Annotated in this window: 16 protein-coding genes; 9 read left to right on the top strand and 7 right to left on the bottom strand. The window is 75.5% G+C overall.

What is annotated here, in order from left to right:
* Window positions 1-48 precede the first annotated feature (48 nt).
* The 4 genes from ACN20G_RS34430 (at window position 49) to ACN20G_RS34415 (ending at window position 4,192) form a co-directional block, all read left to right on the top strand.
* Complete coding sequence (locus tag ACN20G_RS34430) at window positions 49-1,116, top strand: FecCD family ABC transporter permease (RefSeq protein WP_424217184.1); 1,068 nt, start codon at window positions 49-51, stop codon at window positions 1,114-1,116.
* Window positions 1,117-1,199: 83 nt separating this feature from the next.
* Window positions 1,200-2,018 carry an ABC transporter ATP-binding protein gene (locus tag ACN20G_RS34425; RefSeq protein WP_424217445.1) on the top strand — a complete coding sequence of 273 codons (819 nt, stop codon included), beginning with the start codon at window positions 1,200-1,202 and terminating at the stop codon, window positions 2,016-2,018.
* Window positions 2,019-2,082: 64 nt separating this feature from the next.
* Window positions 2,083-3,111, top strand: a complete 1,029-nt coding sequence (locus tag ACN20G_RS34420) for an iron-siderophore ABC transporter substrate-binding protein (RefSeq protein ID WP_424217183.1) — start codon at window positions 2,083-2,085, stop codon at window positions 3,109-3,111.
* A gap of 10 nt (window positions 3,112-3,121) precedes the next feature.
* Window positions 3,122-4,192, top strand: a complete 1,071-nt coding sequence (locus tag ACN20G_RS34415; RefSeq protein WP_424217182.1) for an aminoglycoside phosphotransferase — start codon at window positions 3,122-3,124, stop codon at window positions 4,190-4,192.
* Between the two features lie 189 nt (window positions 4,193-4,381).
* Here ACN20G_RS34415 and ACN20G_RS34410 read toward each other — a convergent pair whose 3' ends face one another.
* Window positions 4,382-5,650 (bottom strand): hypothetical protein, encoded by a 1,269-nt coding sequence (locus tag ACN20G_RS34410; protein ID WP_424217181.1) that lies wholly within the window; start codon window positions 5,648-5,650, stop codon window positions 4,382-4,384.
* Window positions 5,651-5,885: 235 nt separating this feature from the next.
* On the opposite strand from ACN20G_RS34410, the gene ACN20G_RS34405 reads away from it, so the two are divergent.
* The gene (locus ACN20G_RS34405) at window positions 5,886-7,094 is read left to right on the top strand and encodes a hypothetical protein (RefSeq protein WP_424217180.1); all 1,209 of its coding nucleotides are present in this window, start codon (window positions 5,886-5,888) and stop codon (window positions 7,092-7,094) included.
* Window positions 7,095-7,369: 275 nt separating this feature from the next.
* Here ACN20G_RS34405 and ACN20G_RS34400 read toward each other — a convergent pair whose 3' ends face one another.
* On the bottom strand, window positions 7,370-8,026 hold the full coding sequence (locus ACN20G_RS34400) for a helix-turn-helix domain-containing protein (RefSeq protein ID WP_424217179.1): 657 nt from the start codon (window positions 8,024-8,026) through the stop codon (window positions 7,370-7,372).
* Between the two features lie 92 nt (window positions 8,027-8,118).
* Here ACN20G_RS34400 and ACN20G_RS34395 point away from each other — a divergent pair, with 92 nt between their 5' ends.
* A complete protein-coding gene (locus tag ACN20G_RS34395) occupies window positions 8,119-9,177 on the top strand; it encodes an oxygenase MpaB family protein (protein ID WP_424217178.1) in 1,059 nt (352 codons plus the stop codon).
* A gap of 27 nt (window positions 9,178-9,204) precedes the next feature.
* Here the strand turns inward: ACN20G_RS34395 and ACN20G_RS34390 are convergent, their stop codons facing one another.
* The 3 genes from ACN20G_RS34390 to purB all read right to left on the bottom strand — a co-directional run bounded on the left by ACN20G_RS34390 (window position 9,205) and on the right by purB (window position 11,570).
* Window positions 9,205-9,390, bottom strand: a complete 186-nt coding sequence (locus tag ACN20G_RS34390; protein WP_424217177.1) for a hypothetical protein — start codon at window positions 9,388-9,390, stop codon at window positions 9,205-9,207.
* Between the two features lie 31 nt (window positions 9,391-9,421).
* Window positions 9,422-10,210 (bottom strand): GNAT family N-acetyltransferase, encoded by a 789-nt coding sequence (locus ACN20G_RS34385; RefSeq protein WP_424217444.1) that lies wholly within the window; start codon window positions 10,208-10,210, stop codon window positions 9,422-9,424.
* A 73-nt stretch (window positions 10,211-10,283) separates the two neighbouring features.
* Window positions 10,284-11,570, bottom strand: a complete 1,287-nt coding sequence (purB, locus tag ACN20G_RS34380) for an adenylosuccinate lyase (protein ID WP_424217176.1) — start codon at window positions 11,568-11,570, stop codon at window positions 10,284-10,286.
* A gap of 309 nt (window positions 11,571-11,879) precedes the next feature.
* Here purB and ACN20G_RS34375 point away from each other — a divergent pair, with 309 nt between their 5' ends.
* Window positions 11,880-13,529: a hypothetical protein gene (locus ACN20G_RS34375; protein WP_424217175.1), complete on the top strand. Its 1,650-nt coding sequence runs from the start codon at window positions 11,880-11,882 to the stop codon at window positions 13,527-13,529.
* 153 nt (window positions 13,530-13,682) lie between these two features.
* Complete coding sequence (locus ACN20G_RS34370) at window positions 13,683-14,522, top strand: alkaline phosphatase family protein (protein WP_424217174.1); 840 nt, start codon at window positions 13,683-13,685, stop codon at window positions 14,520-14,522.
* Here ACN20G_RS34370 and ACN20G_RS34365 read toward each other — a convergent pair.
* A complete protein-coding gene (locus tag ACN20G_RS34365) occupies window positions 14,512-14,997 on the bottom strand; it encodes a GNAT family N-acetyltransferase (RefSeq protein ID WP_424217173.1) in 486 nt (161 codons plus the stop codon). The genes ACN20G_RS34370 and ACN20G_RS34365 overlap by 11 nt on opposite strands.
* Window positions 14,998-16,236: 1,239 nt before the next feature.
* On the opposite strand from ACN20G_RS34365, the gene ACN20G_RS34360 reads away from it, so the two are divergent.
* Window positions 16,237-16,443 carry a cold-shock protein gene (locus tag ACN20G_RS34360; RefSeq protein ID WP_424217172.1) on the top strand — a complete coding sequence of 69 codons (207 nt, stop codon included), beginning with the start codon at window positions 16,237-16,239 and terminating at the stop codon, window positions 16,441-16,443.
* A gap of 105 nt (window positions 16,444-16,548) precedes the next feature.
* Here the strand turns inward: ACN20G_RS34360 and soxR are convergent, their stop codons facing one another.
* Window positions 16,549-17,031 (bottom strand): redox-sensitive transcriptional activator SoxR, encoded by a 483-nt coding sequence (gene soxR / locus ACN20G_RS34355; protein ID WP_424217171.1) that lies wholly within the window; start codon window positions 17,029-17,031, stop codon window positions 16,549-16,551.
* Window positions 17,032-17,062: the final 31 nt, after the last annotated feature.

Raw genomic sequence — 17,062 nt, 5'->3', positions numbered from 1 at the left:
GCCGAGCCCTCCGCCCCGCACGTCCCGAACTCCCCGACGGACTCCCCCGTGCCCCACTCCCCCACCCGTCCCGCCGCCGCCCGCGCCGAGGCCCTCGCCGTCCTGCGGGCCGGGCGCCGGGCCCGCCGCGTCCGCCGGTGGACGGTCCCGTTCGCCCTCGGCGCGGGCCTGCTCCTCGTGTTCACGACGGCCCTGTGCGTGGGCGACCTGGCGATCCCGCCGGGCGAGGTGTTCGCCGCGCTCACCGGCGGCGGCGATCCGGGCACCCATTTCGTGGTCGTGGAGCTGCGATTGCCGCGCGTGGTGCTCGGGCTGCTCGTCGGCGTCGCGTTCGGGCTGTCGGGGTCCCTGTTCCAGGCCCTGTTGCGCAATCCGCTGGCCAGTCCCGACGTGATCGGCATCAGTCAGGGCGCGAGCGCCGCGGCCGTGCTGGCCTCCCTCGGGTTCGCGGTCAGCGGGATCGCCCTGTCCGGCGCGGCCCTCGCCGGCGCCCTGCTGGCCGCCGCCCTGATCCACGTGCTGGCGCGTCGGGGTCAGGTCTCCGGGGCACGGTTCGTGCTGGTCGGCGTGGGGATCGGGGCGGCCCTGTCGGGCATCACCTCGTACCTGCTGACCCGCTCCGAGGTCGCGCAGGCGCAGAACGCGCTGGTGTGGCTCACGGGCAGCCTCAACGGCAGCACGGTGGAGCAGGTGTGGCCGTTGGCCGCCGCGCTCGTGGTGCTGCTGCCGCTGACCGTCCTGGCCTCGCGGGACCTGGAGCCCCTGCGGCTGGGGGAGGACACGGCGGCGGGACTGGGCAGTCCGGTGGCCCGGGCCCGGTTCTGCCTGCTGGGGTGCGCCGTCGCCCTGGCGGGGGTGGCCACGGCGGCCGCCGGGCCCATCGCGTTCGTGGCCTTCGTCTCCGGGCCGATCGCCCGGCGGCTCGCGCCCACCTCCGGGGCCGCGCTCGTGCCCGCCGCGCTGACCGGGGCGCTGCTCGTCACCGCCGCCGACTTCGCGGCTCAGCACCTGCTGTGGTCGAGCCAGTTCCCCGTCGGCGTGGTCACCGGCCTGATCGGGGCGCCCTGCCTGCTGTGGCTGCTGGCCCGGGCGCACCGCACCGGACGCCTCGGATGAGCACCGCCCCCGACCCCGACCCCGACCCCGACCCCGACCTCGACCCCGAATCCGCCCCCGACCCGTACGACAAGGACCCCGCCATGCCCCCGGCCGGCCCCCTCCTGGGCACCCGTGACATCCGCCTCGGCTACGACGGCCGCGAGATCGTCCGCGGCCTCACCCTGGACGTGCCGCCCGGGCGCATCACGATGATCGTGGGGCCCAACGCGTGCGGGAAGTCCACCCTGCTGCGGTCCATGGCGCGGCTGCTGACGCCGATGTCCGGGACCGTGACCCTCGACGGCCGTGACATCCACGCGCTGCCCACCCGTGAGGTCGCGGCCCGGCTCGGGATCCTGCCGCAGACCCCGGTGGCCCCCGAGGGCATCACCGTCGCCGACCTCGTGGGTCGCGGCCGGCACCCGCACCAGGGCTGGTTCCGGCGCTGGAGCTCCGAGGACGACGCGGCCGTCGCCGACGCCCTGCTCGCCACCGACGTGCTCGAACTGGCCGACCGCGCCGTGGACGAGCTCTCCGGCGGGCAGCGCCAGCGCGTGTGGATCGCGATGGCGCTGGCGCAGCGGACCGAGATCCTGCTGCTGGACGAGCCCACCACCTACCTCGACGTCAGCCACCAGCTCGACGTCCTGGACCTGCTCGTCGACCTCAACCGCGAGCACGGCACCACCATCGCGGTGGTGCTGCACGACCTCAACCTCGCGTGCCGCTACGCCGACCACATCATCGCCCTGCGCGACGGCCGCGTCCTGGCCGAGGGCGCGCCGGCCGAGGTGGTCACGGAGGACCTGGTGCACCGCGCGTTCGGCATGCGCTGCACCCTCGTCCCCGACCCCGTCTCGGGCACCCCCCTCATCGTCCCCATCGGGCGGCACCACACGCCGCTCGCCCGGCCCGCCTGACCGCGCGGCCCCCACCCACACGCCCCTCCCCCGCTCCCCCGTCACGAACAGAGGTCCGTCCCGCATGTCCCGCACCAGCACCGCCCGTCCGCGCACCACCGCCCGCCGGCGGACCGTCGTCGCCCTCGCCACCTCCGCCGCCCTGGCCGCCGGCCTCACCGCGTGCTCCTCCGGCACGGCCGAGGACAAGGCCGACGCGCCCGCCGGATCGGACGCGGGCTTCCCCGTCCGTGTCGCCACCAAGTTCGGCGAGGTCACGGTGGAGCAGAAGCCGAAGCGGGTCGTGGCGCTGGGCTGGGGCGACGCCGAGACCGCGCTGGCGCTCGGCGTGCAGCCGGTCGGCGCGAGCGACTGGCTCGCGTTCGGCGGGGACGGCGTCGGCGCCTGGGCCAAGGGCCTGTACACCAAGAGCCCCGAGAAGATCGGCACGCTGGAGCCCGAGTACGAGAAGATCGCGGCCCTCAAGCCCGACCTGATCCTCGACACGAAGTCCAGCGGCGACCAGAAGCGGTACGACACCCTCAGCAAGATCGCGCCCACCGTGGGCGTGCCCGAGGGCGGGGAGAACTACCTGACCAACTGGGAGACCCAGACGAAGATGGTGGCCGACGCCCTCGGCGTGCACGCCAAGGGCGAGCAGCTCGTCAAGGACCTGGAGAAGAAGTTCGCCGACGCCGTCACCGCGCACCCGGAGTTCAAGAACAAGACCGTCACGGCCGGTTCGCTCACCAGCGTCGGCTACGGGGCCTACGTGCACGGCAGCGGTCGCGTGGACTTCCTCGAACGGCTCGGGTTCAAGAACAACCCGAAGGCCGACGCCAAGGCCGGCAAGTCCTTCTTCGTGGAGGTCTCCCGCGAGGACCTCGACATGCTCGACGCGGACCTGATGATGATGGCCCCGATCGGCCTGACCGCCGACAAGATCAACGACGACCCGCTGTTCCGTCGGATCCCCGCCGCGCAGGCCGGCCACACCATCGTCTTCGACCCGAAGTCCGACCTCAGCACGGCCTTCGCCACCGACTCCGTGCTCTCCGTCCGCTACGCGCTGGACCACGTGGTACCGGAGATCGCCAAGGTGCTGAAGAAGTGACCCGGCGCCGGTGACCCGGACCCCGCCCGCGCCGGTTCCCGCGCCCGCGCCCATGACCGGGCCCGCGTCCGTGCCCGCGCCCAGCGCCGGCTCCGACTCCGGCTCCGGCTCCGCCCGGCCCGCGTGGGAGTCCCTCGACCCCCCGGTCCGGGCCCGGGTCGAGGAGCGGCTCGGCTCCCGCGTGGTCGGGGCCCACACCCACGCGGGCGGTTTCACCGGCGGCGTGGCCTGCGGGCTGCGCCTGGCCGACGGCCGGCGCGCCTTCCTCAAGGGCGCGCCCGCCGACCACCCCGACGCCGACCGGTACGCCGACGAGATCGCGGTGACCACCGCCCTGCCCGCCGGCCTCGCGCCCCGGGTGTGGTGGTCCGCCGAACCCCCGGAGTCCGGAGGCTGGTGGTGGCTGTGCCTGGACGAGGTCCCGGGCGGCCGGCCCGTGCTCGCCCCCGGCTCCGCCGACACGGCCGGCGCGGTGCGCGCCGTCGCCCGTGCCGGTCGGCTGCTGGCGCCGTCGCCCGTGTCCGGCACCCGGCCGGTGGCCGAGGCGGTCGGCCCGTGGCTCACCGGGTGGTCCGCGCTGCGCGCCGCCCCACCGGCCGACCTGTGCCCGTGGGCCCGCCGGCGTCTCGACGCGCTCGCGGCGATCGAACGCGACTGGTGGCCGGCCTCCGCCGGGGACACCCTGCTCCACTGGGACCTGCACCCGGGGAACATGGTGCGCGGGACGGACCCGGCCACCGGGATCGTGCTCGTGGACTGGTCCTACCGCCTGCGCGGCGCGGCCTGGATCGACGCGGCCGTGCTGGTGCCCCACCTGATCCTCGACGGGCACACCCCGGCCGGGGCCGAACGCGCCGTCGCCGACCTGCCCCGCCCGGCCGATCCGCGCGCCCTCACCGCGTTCGCCGCCGGTCTCGCGGGCCTGTGGGCCTCGGCCGCGCGCGGCCCGGCGGCCCTGGCGAACCCGGCGCTGCGGACCCACCAGGAACGCGCCGCCGCCGGCTGCCTGGCCTGGCTCCGCCACCGCGCGGGGCGCGGGGATCGCCGTCGGGGTGTCGGGGCCGAGGGCGAGTTTGGGTGAGGCCATGGCCTTGACGCCGGGGGCGTACTGAGAGCGGTGTCGGCGGAAGTCGGTGTCGGTGTCGGTGAAGCGGCCGGTGGGGTCGGTGAGTGGCATGTCCTCGACCGTCTCGCCGGCGGCCCGTCGGTGAGCAGACCGCTTCGGACGTGGTCGCCGGTGCGGAACGGACCCGAGCACGGACCCCTCGGGCTACCGGGCCGGTTTCACCCGGCGCAGGAGACGGGTGAGGGCCGTGATCGCGGCGTGGTTGTGGCCGGCGAGGGCGTAGCAGGTCGTGGCCAGGGTGGTGGGCAGGAGCGGGATCAGCCACCACAACGGCCACCAGGCGACGGTGGCCAGGACGCAGACCGCTCCGATCGCGGTGGCCGCGGTCCAGCACAGGCGCAGCGCCCGGTCGAGGACGTGCCGGAGGGTGATGTTCCAGCGCGGCGGGTTCGGCGTCCGATGCACACGGGCACGCAGGGCGGGCCACCACCGGAGGTAGACCTCCCAGGGGTCGAGCATGAAGAGCACGCCCGGGCCGATCAGCAGGGAGCCGAGGCCGCCGTTGCGCGGGGAGACCCAGGTGGTCACGGCGTACTGAAGGACGGCGCCGCCGGTCACCAGGAGTATCCCCACCGTGCGGCACAGCAGGAGGATCAGGACCCGCATCAGGCCCGGGTCGGCGGGATCACCGTCGGGTGTGGTCGGCGCGGGTGTCTCGGCGAGGTCGTCGGCGACGCGTTCGCGAAGTTCGGCGCCTTCGTGGAGGAAGCTCTCGGCGGTGGCGAGGGCGCGTTCGACGTCGGCGAGGAAGAACTCCTCACCCAGTTCGGGCGGGAGCCCGACGGCGCCCGGCGCGCCCTCCTCCGCGTTCGGCGCCGGGATGCGCAGCCGGGCGAGTTCCTCGCGGAGGGTCGCCGCTTCCCGCCGGGCCTGGGCGGCGAGGGCCTCGGCCTCGTGGCGAGCCCGGCGCGCGGCCTTCAGGTCGGTGCGGGCGGTGTGCAGGTACTCGGTGAGGGTGGTGATCTCCGCGCGCTGCCCGGACTGGGCGGCCCGCACGGTGGTGGCCTCGTCCTGGAGGTGGCCGATCAGGGTGACGAGGAGGAAGACGATCTGTTGGGTGGCCAGGCGGTCCTTCTCCAGTTCGGTGTTCCGCTCCAGCGCCCGCAGCAGCTTCTCGGTCCGTTCGTGGGCGACCGCGAGCGTCGCCTCCCCACCGGCGGCGGGCCGGACGGCGGGCAGCGGCCCGGTGGGGTTGCGGGCGGCGCGTAAGAGGGTGTGGGCCTGGTCGGTCTCGACGGCCCGCAGGCGGGGTTCGCGGACGGTCGCCTTCACCAGGGCGTCGACGAAGCCCCGCGGCGGGATCCTCCCGCTGAGGTTCTCGCTGATCGTCGACTTCCCGTAGGGCATGACCCGCTCCAGCTCGCGCACGGTCGTCCCGCACCGGTCCACGAGCCCCCGTAAATACAGGGCCAAGTCCTCGGCCTCCCGCGACTCCGATCGCAGCGGTGCCCAACCCCGACCACGCTTCCCAGCCGCCATCCCCGCCCCCGGCTTTGTCCGGCCCGTCCCGGACAAGGAGCCCCTTGTCCGGAGTTCACCGGCCGAAGGCTACGAACAAATCGCCGGACACACAGCAGGGCCTCACGCTCGACACCACCGTGCCACCCCCCGTTCGCCTCGATGCGCCCCCCTGCGTCTGGAGCCCCCGATGCCCCGCACCACCACCATCCCCCTGCCCCGGCCCCTGCTGTTGACCCGGTTCGCCATCGACCTCGCCGCCCGCGGTCGGATCATCGACCTCAGCCGCGAACCCGACGCCGCCACCCGCCTTCCGCGCGGCCGCGCCGGAGGCCGCTACCGATGCTGCGCGTGCGGCAAGCCGCTCGTCTTCTGCGCGCCCACCACCGTCGAGTCCTTCACACCCCGGTTCCGGCACGGCCCCGGTGGCGTCGACCCCGACCGGTGCAAGAAGCCGGCCCGCCACGCCGCCGCCGTCCAGGGCGACCTCGCGCGCGCCCGGGATCTCCTCGACCGCCTCACGCGCGCCCTGCCGGGTGTCGGCGGGGACATCGAGGTCGACCCGGCCGCCGTCGCCGAGCCCTGGCTACTGGCGCCCGCCGTGGTCCTGCGACGCGGCCGGCACACCGCCGTCCTGGAACGCCCCGACCGCCTGATGACCTCGCAGGTCCGGTGGGCCCGCGTCGAGGCGGCGAGGGCGCGGCACGGCGACGGGCTCGTCCACTGGTGGATCCACGACCGTGCCGAACCCCACTACGACCACGCCGGAACCCACCCGGCACGCATACCCGACGGCCCCGACCACCACGACAAGGTCCGCCCCACCCCCGACCAACGGGCCTTGGCCGAAGCCGGTGTCCAGGTCGCCTGGCTCACCGACGAACACCTCCTGATCCCCTACGGCATCACCTCGGCCACCCACGGCACGTCGCGGTCCGACGAGCCCGCGCGCGAGCGGCGGATCTCCCACCCTCGGCCGGCGACCGGGGCCCCGTGGTGGGGGCTCGTGCCGGTGCCGCTGCGAGAGCTCGGCGGCCCGGGGTTCCGGCCGCTCGCCGCGCACCACGTCATGGCGACCCTGGCCGCAGCGGAACGCGAACGCGACGCCCGGCCGCGCCTGGCCGGTGTCGCGGTCGTCGCAGCGGATCCGATGCCGGTCCAGCTCGCCTTCGACTCGGTGACCGGCGGGCCGGTGGTCGACGTGCCGGTGGGCGACGTGCCGAACCCGCCACCGTCGCCGTCGGTCCCGATCGCGGCTCCGATCGCGGCTCCGGTGGTGATCCCCGCAGAGGGTGGAAGCCCGGGCCGTCGGGTGTCCTGGCGCGGAGGGCGCCGGTGGGACTGGCGGCGGGCGTTGTCCGTGGTGTGGCGGTCCTGGCGTGCCCTCCGCGCGCGCTGACCGGCGGCCTTCTCCCGGCTGTGCCGAAGGCCCCGCCGTGGCGGGGCCTTCCCGGCGAAGCGCACCTCGATGGTCGGCGGTCGGGTCGTCGAGGTGGTGGGCGGTGGCGTGGCCGCGGGTGTCCCGGCGACGGGCGACGTCCTGACGCCGCCGGCCGTGGCGGAGTCGCCCCCCGCACGCGCGCCACTGCCGGTGGCAGGCCCACGGGGCTGTCACCGGCGACGGCCCCGGTCCGACGGGGGCGCGGGCGCCGGCGGGCGGTCAGGGGCGGGCGGTCAGGGGGTGGGTGGGGGTGTCCACAGGGCGGTGAGCAGTAGGCGGACCTGGGTGACGAGGCGTTCGGTGTCGATCGCCCCCGGGTCGGTGAGGGCGAGCCGGCCGAAGTGTTCGGCGCACGCGACCAGGGCGTGCGCGAGGATCTCCGGGTCGGGCGCGGGACGGCCCGGGGTCGTGGGGTGGGAGGCGAGCCAGGTGGTGACGCCGCGTCGGACGCGGCGCCGGTCGGCCTCGACGCGGGCGTGGACGGCGGCGGGCGTGCCGGGCGGGGTGAGCAGGATCAGCCGCCAGGTGTCCGGGTCGGAGCGCAGCGCGGCGCCGGCCCGGCGGACGGTCTCCACGGCGTAGCCGACGGGGTCGGGGTGGGCGGCCGGGTCGGGGGCGGCGTCGGCCAACAGGGCGAAGGCGCGGGCCTGTTCGCGGTCGAGGAGGGCCGCGAGGAGGGCGTCGAGGTCCGCGTAGGCGCCGTAGACCACGGAACGGGCGACGCCGGCGCGTTTGGCGACGGCGTCGACCGAGACGGCCCGGTAGCCGTCGGCGACGATCACCGCGAGGGCGGCGTCGAGGAGTTGGGCGCGGCGTTCGACGAGCGGCATCCGGGGCGCGTAGGGCCGGCGGGTGCGGCGGGGGGCCGGGGAAGGGGCGGGTGTCGACACCTTGGCAGCTTACGACAGCTGTGTCTTAATCGAATAGGACAGCACTGTCGTATTCGGCCCGGCGGGTTTCCCGCCAACACGAGGAGCGGTTGATGACACGGCGAGGCGACACGGTCGAACCGCACGAGGACCACGGCTTCTTCGGCCCCGGTTCGGTGGTCTGGAAGGTGTGGGGGCACCCGGCCGCCCCCACCGTCGGCTTCCAGCGCTCGGTGGTGGTCGAGGAACTGGACCCGCCCCTGGTCGCGGCGGTCCACGGCACCCAGGGCATCTACGAACGCGCCCGCACCCGCTACGACCGCACCCTGCGCTACTTCGCCATGGTCGCCTTCGCGGGCACCCGGCAGGTCTGCCAGGCCGCCGACGTCCTGGTCCGCGTCCACTCCAAGGCCATCGGGCACCTGCCGTACGGGGAGGGCACCTACGACGCCAACGATCCCGAGTCCCAGCTGTGGATCCAACTCACCGGCTGGCACTCGATCCTGTACGCCTACGAGAAGTACGGGCCCGGCAAGCTGACCCCGCGCGAGGAGGCCGAGTACTGGGCGGCGTGCGCCACCGCCGCCGAGTTCCAGACCTGCTCGCCGCAGGACGTGCCCCGGGACCGCGAGGGGGTGCGGGCGTACTTCGCGCGGATGCGCCCGCGCCTGTCGGCCAGTCCGATCGCCCGGCAGGCCATGCACCACCTGCTGCGCACCGAGCTGGTGCTGCCGCCGGTCCCGTGGTGGGCGCGGCCCGCGCGCCTCGTCGTGGCGCGCGCGCACCGGATCGCCACGATCGCGACGATGCCGCGCTGGATGCGGGAGATGGCCGGGATCCGGCAGTCCCGGGTCCTGGACGCGCTGATCGTGCCGGTGATGCGGGTGTCCTTCGCGGTGACCCATCTCAGCCCGCGCCTGGAACTCCTCCTGCTGGGGCTGCTGTCCCCGTCCACGGTGGCGGTGGTGGCCCCCGTCAAACTGGGGGTGCCGGCGCGGGTGCCGGAGACCCTGACCCCGGCGCAGGCGCGGGAGCGGCACGGCTTCGTCCGCCCGTCCGAGGCCCACGCCGAGTTCCGGGCCCGGCAGGCCGAACGCGTCTTCGGCCGGGGCGTCGCCCCCGACGATCAGGGCCTCCTGGACTCCCAGGACCTCCTGGGCCCCCTGACCTGAGCCGCGCGCGGTCGGACGGCCGGGGGGTCAGGGGCCGCCGAGGCCGCCGCCGGATCCGCCGGGGCCGAGCTGGTGTCCCCCTCCGCCTCCCCCGCCTCCCCCGGCTCCTCCGCCCGGGCCGTCCCCGCCGCCGCTGTTGCGGACGATGTAGACGATCATGGCGAGGACCGCGCCGCCGATCGCGAGTTTCACGAGCACCTCGATCAGGTCCATCCGGCCATGGTGCGCCGGGACGGCGCCGTTGTCAGTACCGCGTCGGCGGCTGCCCGCTCGGCTCGACGGCGTACTCGGTGAAGCGGCCGCAGGGGGTGAAGCCCAGCCGGCGGTAGACGGGCTCGCCGTCCTCGGATGCCTGGAGGACCGCCGTGCGCCCGCCGTCGGCGCGCGCCGTGTGCAGGGCGGCCAGGGTGACGGCCCCGCCGTACCCCCGGCGGCGTTCGGCGGCGCGGGTTGTGATGTTGTACACGCCGACGACGCCCGCGTGCGAGAACACCTCGGCGGTGCAGACGGGTCGGCCGTCGCGGTATCCGACGAGGTAGCGGGCGGGGCACGCGGGGTCCAGGGCCGCCGGGGCGGCCTCGTGGAAGAAACGGCGCACCGTGTCGGCGGGCGGGTCCCAGTTCGCCGCCACCACCCCGGCCCAGTCCGCGAGTTGGGCGCGGGTGCGGACCCGGACGAGGTCGAGGCCGACCTCGGGCGGCGGGGGCGGCGCGGCGGTCAGGTCGCGCCACATGGCCGTCTCGGTCCCGGAGGGTCGAAGGCCGGCGTCGGCGAGGACGGCGGGGAGGGTGGACGGGGTGGAGGCGGGGCCGACCCACCAGGAGAAGGGCCGGCCGGTGTCGCGCAGGGCGCGCAGCGTCTCCGTGACCCGGGTGGGCGCGTCGGCCTCGGTGAAGCGGGCGGCGGCGACGATGTTGAAGGTGTCGTCGGCGAGGCCGCTGTCGGCGATCAGGAGGTCCCGGGTCGCGCACACCCGGGCTCCGGGCAGTCGTCGGTGCAGGTGGCAGGCGTGTTCCGCCAGGTTGCGCTCCACCCGGTCCCACAGCCGCGGCTCGTCCTCGTTCACGGGGTCCATCCCATCACACGCGGGCCGGTGGGCGGACGGGTCAGGTCCGGTCCCGGAGGGTTTCGAGGCGGGCGCGGAGGGTGTCGTGGTGGACGAGGAAGCGTTCGGCGGTGAGGGGGTGGCGGGGGGTGATGCCGTGGCGGCGCAGGGAGTCGGCGAAGGGTTCGCCGGTGGCGGTGGTGTGGGCGGCGGCGGCCTGGACGGTGCGGTAGGCGTGTTCGCGTTCCTCGCCGGCGTCGAGGAGGTCGGCGAGGACTGCGGAGGAGTGGACGAGGCCGTGGGTGGACTCGACGTGTTCGGCCATGCGGTCGGGGAACACGGCGAGGTTCGCGACGAGTTCGGCGGCCTTGACGCTCTGGTAGTGGGCCACGCACAGGGCGTCGGGCAGGATGACGCGTTCGACGCTCTGGTGGGCGAGGTCGCGTTCGTGCCACAGGGCCACGTTCTCGGTCGCGGTGTCGGCGTAGCCGCGCAGGAGGCGGGCGAGGCCGGCGAGGCGTTCGCTGGTGGTGGGGTTGCGCTTGTGGGGCATGGCGCTGGAGCCCTGGTAGGCGCCGGTGCGGCGTTCCTCGATCTCGCGGACCTCGGTGCGCTGCAACAGCCGGGCTTCCAGGGCCAGTCCCTCCACGCAGGCGCCGAGGAGGGCGAGGGCCTGGAGGAGTTGGGCGTGCCGGTCGCGGGCGACGACCTGGCTGGGCACGGGTTCGGGGCTCAGGCCGAGGGCGGCCAGGACCTCGGTCTCGACCCGGGGGTCGATGAGGGAGTAGGTGCCGACGGCGCCGGAGATCGTGCCGACGGCGATGGCCTCGCGGGCGGCGCTCAGGCGGGTGTGGCAGCGGTCGACGGCGAACGCGAAGCCGGCGAGCTTGTGGCCGAAGGTGGTGGGTTCGGCGTGCACGCCGTGGGTGCGGCCGATCATCACCGTGTCCCAGTGTTCGAGGGCGCGGTCCACGAGGGTGCGGCGCAGGGTGCCGGCGGCTTCGAGGACGAGGTCGGCGGCGCGGGTCAGGGTGGTGCCCAGGGCGGTGTCGACGAGGTCGTAGCTGGTCATGCCGTGGTGGACCCAGCGCGCGGAGCTCTCGGGCAGGTGCTCGCAGAACGCGGCGAGGAAGGACAGGACCTCGTGGTCGCGGTCGCGTTCGATCTCGGCGATCCGGGCGGGGGTGGGGACGGGGGCGCGGCGCATGTCGTCCACGGCGGTCTCGGGCACGTGGCCGAGGCGCGCCTGGGCCCGGGAGGCGAGGATCTCGATCTCGACCCACAGGGCGTAGCGGGTCTCGTCGGCGAAGAGGGTGCCCATGGCGGGGAGGGTGTAGCGGGGGATCACGGCGGTCCTGCCCTTCCGGTGTGGCCCCGGGTCGCTCGCGCGGAGCCGCCTTCGGGACGTCGGGAGGGCGGGAGCGGGAACACCGGGCGTGATTGCACTAGTGCATATCTGGTTTTGCACTGATGGAATGCACGAGTCAGCATACGCCGCCTCCCGGACCCCTCCCCCGGCGGGTGGTCGCGGACCTTCGACCCTGCCCGGTTCCGCGAAGGACCGGCCCTTTCGGGCACTCCGTCTGGTCTTTGTCTGGTACGGGATTTCTAGGATCGTCTCCGAGAACCGACCCCAGGGACCGAGGAGAACGCACAGGTGACACCGCAGGACACAGCGGGCCCCGAGGGGCACACCCCGTGGATCGCGGTGTACGACGACAAGGTCGGCTGGGGCCCCGCCCTCGTGCCCGTCGGCGCGCCCGCCCCCATCGATCCGACCCTCGCCCCGATGGGCCGGGCCTTCCTGTGCCTGTCCCGCGAGCCCGACCGGCGCGGGGCGGGCGTGGTCCGCGCCGCCCTGATCGAACTCCTCGCCCCGGCCCCGGGCGAACCCTCCGTGCGGATGGTCGCCGTGCCCGACCAGGAGCCGAGGACCTCGACCGGCCGGCCGCTGCCCGTGCACGGCGCGCCCGCGTTCGCGGCCGGCGAGGACCTGGAGGTGTGCGTCACCACCGCCCCCGATCCGCGCGCCGGGGGCCGGCCCTCCCACACCACGCACGTGCGCGCCCCGGGCACCGCCGCGTGGCGGCACGCCGGGGTGTTCCGACCGGCACGCGACCCCGAGCCGGGCACCCGCACGAGCACGGGCTCGGGCATGGGAATGCGCACGGCCACGGGCACGGGCACGGGCACGGACCAGGGCTTCGGCACGGCGTCGGGCGCGATCCCGACCCTCGCACCCCCGTGCCTGGTCGCGCACGAGGGCCGAATACACCTGCTCGCCGCCGACGGCCCCGAGGTCACCCACCACGTCCTGGCCCCGCACGCCACGATCGGCCGGGCGGCCGGGCACCGGGACGAACCCCCGGCCGCCGCCTGGGCCCCCGCCGACCCCGGCCCCGCCCTGCCCTGGCCGCACCCTCCCGTGCGCCGACTCGCGGCCTGCTCCCACCGGGGCGAGATCCACGCCGTCATCACCCTGCGGGCCGACGCCCGGCGCGGCGTCCCCGCCGGTCGGATCCTGCACACCGTCTTCGACGGGTCCGCCTGGAGCCCCGCCCGCCCCCTGCGCGGGGCCCGGTCCGGCGACGGCTGCGCCCTCGCCTCGCACGGCGACCGGCTGCACGTGGTCTACCCGAACGCCGACGGCGCCGGCCTCGTGCACCAGATCGGCTCCGGCCGGGGCTGGACCATGCCGGTCACCCTCCCCCTGCCCGCCGGCAGCGGCACCCCCGCCCTGGCGAGCGGCCCCGCCGGCGACCCCGGCGCCGGCGCGCCCCTGGTCCTCGTGCACCGGGGCCGGGCCCCGTCCCGGGCCGCCCCCGAACTCCCGCCGGCGCGCCTGCCGTCCACCGGACAACTCGTGGGCGGCGAACGCACCCGGCACTCCCCCGGCCGCACCCTGCGGGTGCGGCACCGGCTCACCGCCACCGTCCTGCCCGCCGGCGGCGTGGTCCCCGTCGCCACCGTCCTCGCCGTGCTGCACGCGGGCACCGACGTGTACGCGCGGGACCGCTGGCGGGGCGTACCGGGCACCGTCGCCGGCGAGTTCACGCTGTGGCACGTCGAACAGGGGCCCCGGGGCGGGCGGTTGCTGCCGGTCACGGGCTCCGAACGGGCCGTGCGCAGCGGCCGCGACGCCGAACCGGCGACCGTGCGCACCGTGTGGACCGGGCTGTCGCACGGCGAGTACGAGGTCCGCTTCCACGGGCACGCCCTGGGTCGCGAATCGGACTCCTGGCGGCGCAAGGACCTGGACCGGGCGACCGCCGAGGTGGACCCGACCCCCCTGCGAATCACCGTCTGACCGCCCCTACATCCACCTGACAGAAGGTCAACAGGCCCTGAAACACAGGACGTCGTACCCCTGTCGGCGATCCGCTCGGCACTGATCGACTCTCGACCCAAGGCCCCGGCCCGCTCCCGTCACCCGCCCCCTCTCGGAAACACGGAACTCGACATGAACGACCGTCACGTACTCGTCGTCGGCATCGACGGCGTCCGGCACGACCTGCTGCCGGGACTGCGCACCCCCCACCTCGACGCGACGGCCCGCGCCGGGTTCATGGCCCCCGTCCGCATCGACGACTCCACGCCCACCATGTCCGGCCCCTGCTGGGCCACCGTCGTCACGGGGGTGAAGGTCGCCAAGCACGCCATCTGGGGTAACCGCCTCGACGGCAACCGGCTCACCGTCTTCCCCGACTTCCTCACCCGCCTGGCCGTCGACCACGGCCGCCGGACCTACGCCGCCGGCTGCTGGGCCCCCCTGTTCCTGACCCGGGACGGCGGCCCGCTGTTCGCCGCGCCGAGCCGGCTGACGTTCGTCGGGCCGCACGAGAACACCCCCGAGGGCTGGGAGGAGGCGGACGAGGAGGTGGTCGAGGAGACGGTGCGGGTCCTGGGCGCGCGCCGGGCCCCGCACGCCTCGTTCGTCTACCTCGGCGCCGTCGACGAGACCGCCCACCACCTGGGCTGCGGGCCCGAGTACCGGCGGGCGATCGAGGCGGCGGACGCGCGCCTGGGACGGCTGCTGCGGGCCGTGGAGGAGCGCCCCGCCCCGGCCGGCGAGTGGACGGTCGTCGTGGTCACCGACCACGGCCACCGCGACGAGGGCGGGCACGGCGGGCACAGCTCGGCCGAACGCACCGCGTGGATCGCCGCGCGGGGCCCCGGCCTGTCCCCCGGGACGGCGCCGAGCACCGTCCGTCACGTGGACGTCGCCGCCCACGTGCACGCGGCGCTGGGCATCACCCCCGACTCGCACTGGAGCCTGGACGGCGCCCCCTTCACCCCCTGAGGCCCCGAGGATCCGGGCCGGCCCCGGCGCCGGCGCCGGCCGGGAGACGCCGCATCCAGGTGTCCACGGGGTCCTCGGACTCCACCGTGAACCCGTGCCGGTCGTAGAGGCGCCGGGCCGGGCTGCCGGTGAGCACCTGGAGACGGACCTCGACGCCCTCGCGGTCACAGCGGGCGAGCAGCTCGCGCAGGACGGCGGAGCCGATGCCGGTGCCCTGCCGCTCGGGCGCGAGGTAGAAGTGCTCCAGCCAGTGCGCGTCGGGGGCCGGCCGCAGGGCCACGCAGCCGGCGAACGCGCCGTCGACGGCGATCACCCAGGTGTGGGCCGGGTCGAAGTTCCGGCGCAGCCGCTCCCGCACCCACCGATCGTCATAGCGCCCCAGCCGTTCCAGGTCCTCGCGCAGGACCACGGCCCGCAACTCCGCCACCGGCTCCACGTCGGCCGCGCCGGCCGGCCTCATACTCCACCCCGTCATGCCCGGCACCCTAACCCGCCGGCCTCCCCGCGCCGGCGGGCGGCGGCGCGCAGAGCCTCGGTGAGGGCGGCCACGGTGGGCTTCGGGTGCCCGGTGCGACGGACCGCCGCGCGCAGCCCGGGGCGGCCGGCTCGACGGCGGCGCGGGAAGCGAGCGCGGTAGCCAACCAGGCGCACGCCAGGGCAAGTTGGGCGCCGATGTCGACGGGTGACGCACCGGGGCACGGGGCTGAGACCCACCCGCAGACATGCCGGACGGACGGCCGGGCGGACGGCCGGGCGGCCCGGCCGCAGTCCGTGCTCGCGGGCGCCGGGGCGAGCGTGCGCCCTGCCAGGTCCCGCAGGTCCGGGGGCGCCGGGGGCGCGGTCGGGGGCGGTGACGACGAGCAGCGGGACGAGGCCCACGCTCGGGGGGCGTCGTGTCGGGCTGGTGGCGGCTGGTGGTGGTAGCGCTGCCCGAGGAGCACGTCGACGGTACCGAGGGCGAGCTCGCGCAGCCGGGCCCCGTCGGTGACGTGACAGGTGACGGCCGGCCGGGGGCAGCTCGGAGAGAGGCGGGGGCGGGGGCCATGATGCCGGCGCCGGTGGACGGCAGCGCACCGAGCGCGACCCCCTCGCCGACCGCACCCCGAACGGCGACCACCGCGCTCTCGGCCCCGACCTGGCGGACGCGGGGCGGCGGGAGGGTCGCACGGCAGGCCGTCGCTCCCTACACGGCGGGCATGCGGGCGCGGGCGCGCGCGTTCCCTCCGACGTGGACGTGCACCGCCTCGACGCCTGATGGTCCTCGGCGTCACGGGGGTCATGCGCTGCGGACGACCCGCGCCCCCGCCCTCGCGCCACGCCGCGCCGCGCCGCGCCGACAGGGGGCCGACGGATCACCGACGAGTCGCGGCCCCCTCCACGCCCGGCCCATCGGCCGGGGAACGCACCGAATTCGCTTCCCTGGTAGCCGAGTTGGCGGCGGGATGCTCTCGGGACGGCGGGGGTGCGGACGGGCGGCGGCGGGTGGGGATCCACACCGTGCGTCGTCGCCCGTCACGCTTCGCAGCGCCCGGCCCGGGGGGCGTGCTAGGCTGACGTCAGTTGCGGTTGTGGCATTACCCACCATCTTGTGCCTGAGGGCTCCGGCTCCCAGGATCTTTTTGTTTTCCGGTGTTTTTTCCGGATGGGTCATTACAGCGGCTGGGAACCCCCGACCGGGTGGTTCCCGAGTTCACGCTTCCAGAAGGAGAACATCATGGCGACCACCGGTACCGTGAAGTGGTTCAACGCTGAAAAGGGCTTCGGCTTCATCGAGCAGGACGGCGGCGGCGCCGACGTCTTCGCCCACTACTCCAACATCGCCACCCAGGGCTTCCGTGAGCTCCAGGAAGGCCAGCGCGTCACCTTCGACGTGACCCAGGGCCAGAAGGGCCCCCAGGCGGAGAACATCCTCCCCGCCTGACCCTCGGCACCCCGCGGCACCGTCCGCGATGTCTGACGCCGAAGGCCGGCGCCCCCTCGGGGGTGCCGGCCTTCGGTCGTTTCCGCGTACACACCACGCCGCGGCTCAGACGCCGGGCTCCCCGACCAGGGGGGACCGGTCCACGAGGAGACGGTGCGGGCCGGAGCCCAGCTCACCGAGGTGGTCGGTCGGATTGGCCACGGCGCAGCGGTCCAGGGACAGGCAGCCGCAGCCGGTGCAGTCGTCCAGGAGGTCCCGCAGCCGCGTGAGCTGCTCGATGCGGGCGGTCAGCTCCCCGCTCCACCGGCGGGACAGGCCCGCCCACTCGGCCCGGGTCGGCGCGTGATCGTCGGGCACCGCGGCCAGGGCCCGCCCGATCTCCCGCAGGGAGACCCCCACCCCCTGGGCCACCCTGATCAGGGCCACCCGCCGCAGGGCCGAGCGCGGATAACGGCGCTGGTTCCCCGGGGTGCGGCGGCTGTGGATCAGGCCCATGGCCTCGTAGTGGCGCAGGGTGCTGGTGGTGACGCCGGCGCGCTCGGCGAGCTTCCCGATGGTGAGTTCCTGAGCAGAGCGCGGGCGGTCCATGGCCTCCACGATACGGGCGCCGGCGCGGGTC

This window comes from Streptomyces dryopteridis (assembly GCF_049606955.1).
Taxonomy (GTDB): domain Bacteria; phylum Actinomycetota; class Actinomycetes; order Streptomycetales; family Streptomycetaceae; genus Streptomyces.
This window is presented reverse-complemented; position numbering and strand designations above follow the sequence as displayed.

What these genes read in the sequence shown, in the direction of transcription:
- ACN20G_RS34425 (WP_424217445.1), top strand. Translation starts at nt 1,200, where the DNA reads ATGCCCCCGGCCGGCCCCCTCCTGGGCACCCGTGACATCCGCCTCGGC.
- ACN20G_RS34390 (WP_424217177.1), bottom strand. Translation starts at nt 9,390, where the DNA reads ATGGACCTGATCGAGGTGCTCGTGAAACTCGCGATCGGCGGCGCGGTC.
- ACN20G_RS34370 (WP_424217174.1), top strand. Translation starts at nt 13,683, where the DNA reads ATGAACGACCGTCACGTACTCGTCGTCGGCATCGACGGCGTCCGGCAC.
- ACN20G_RS34420 (WP_424217183.1), top strand. Translation starts at nt 2,083, where the DNA reads ATGTCCCGCACCAGCACCGCCCGTCCGCGCACCACCGCCCGCCGGCGG.
- ACN20G_RS34395 (WP_424217178.1), top strand. Translation starts at nt 8,119, where the DNA reads ATGACACGGCGAGGCGACACGGTCGAACCGCACGAGGACCACGGCTTC.
- ACN20G_RS34360 (WP_424217172.1), top strand. Translation starts at nt 16,237, where the DNA reads ATGGCGACCACCGGTACCGTGAAGTGGTTCAACGCTGAAAAGGGCTTC.
- ACN20G_RS34405 (WP_424217180.1), top strand. Translation starts at nt 5,886, where the DNA reads ATGCCCCGCACCACCACCATCCCCCTGCCCCGGCCCCTGCTGTTGACC.
- soxR (WP_424217171.1), bottom strand. Translation starts at nt 17,031, where the DNA reads ATGGACCGCCCGCGCTCTGCTCAGGAACTCACCATCGGGAAGCTCGCC.
- ACN20G_RS34365 (WP_424217173.1), bottom strand. Translation starts at nt 14,997, where the DNA reads ATGACGGGGTGGAGTATGAGGCCGGCCGGCGCGGCCGACGTGGAGCCG.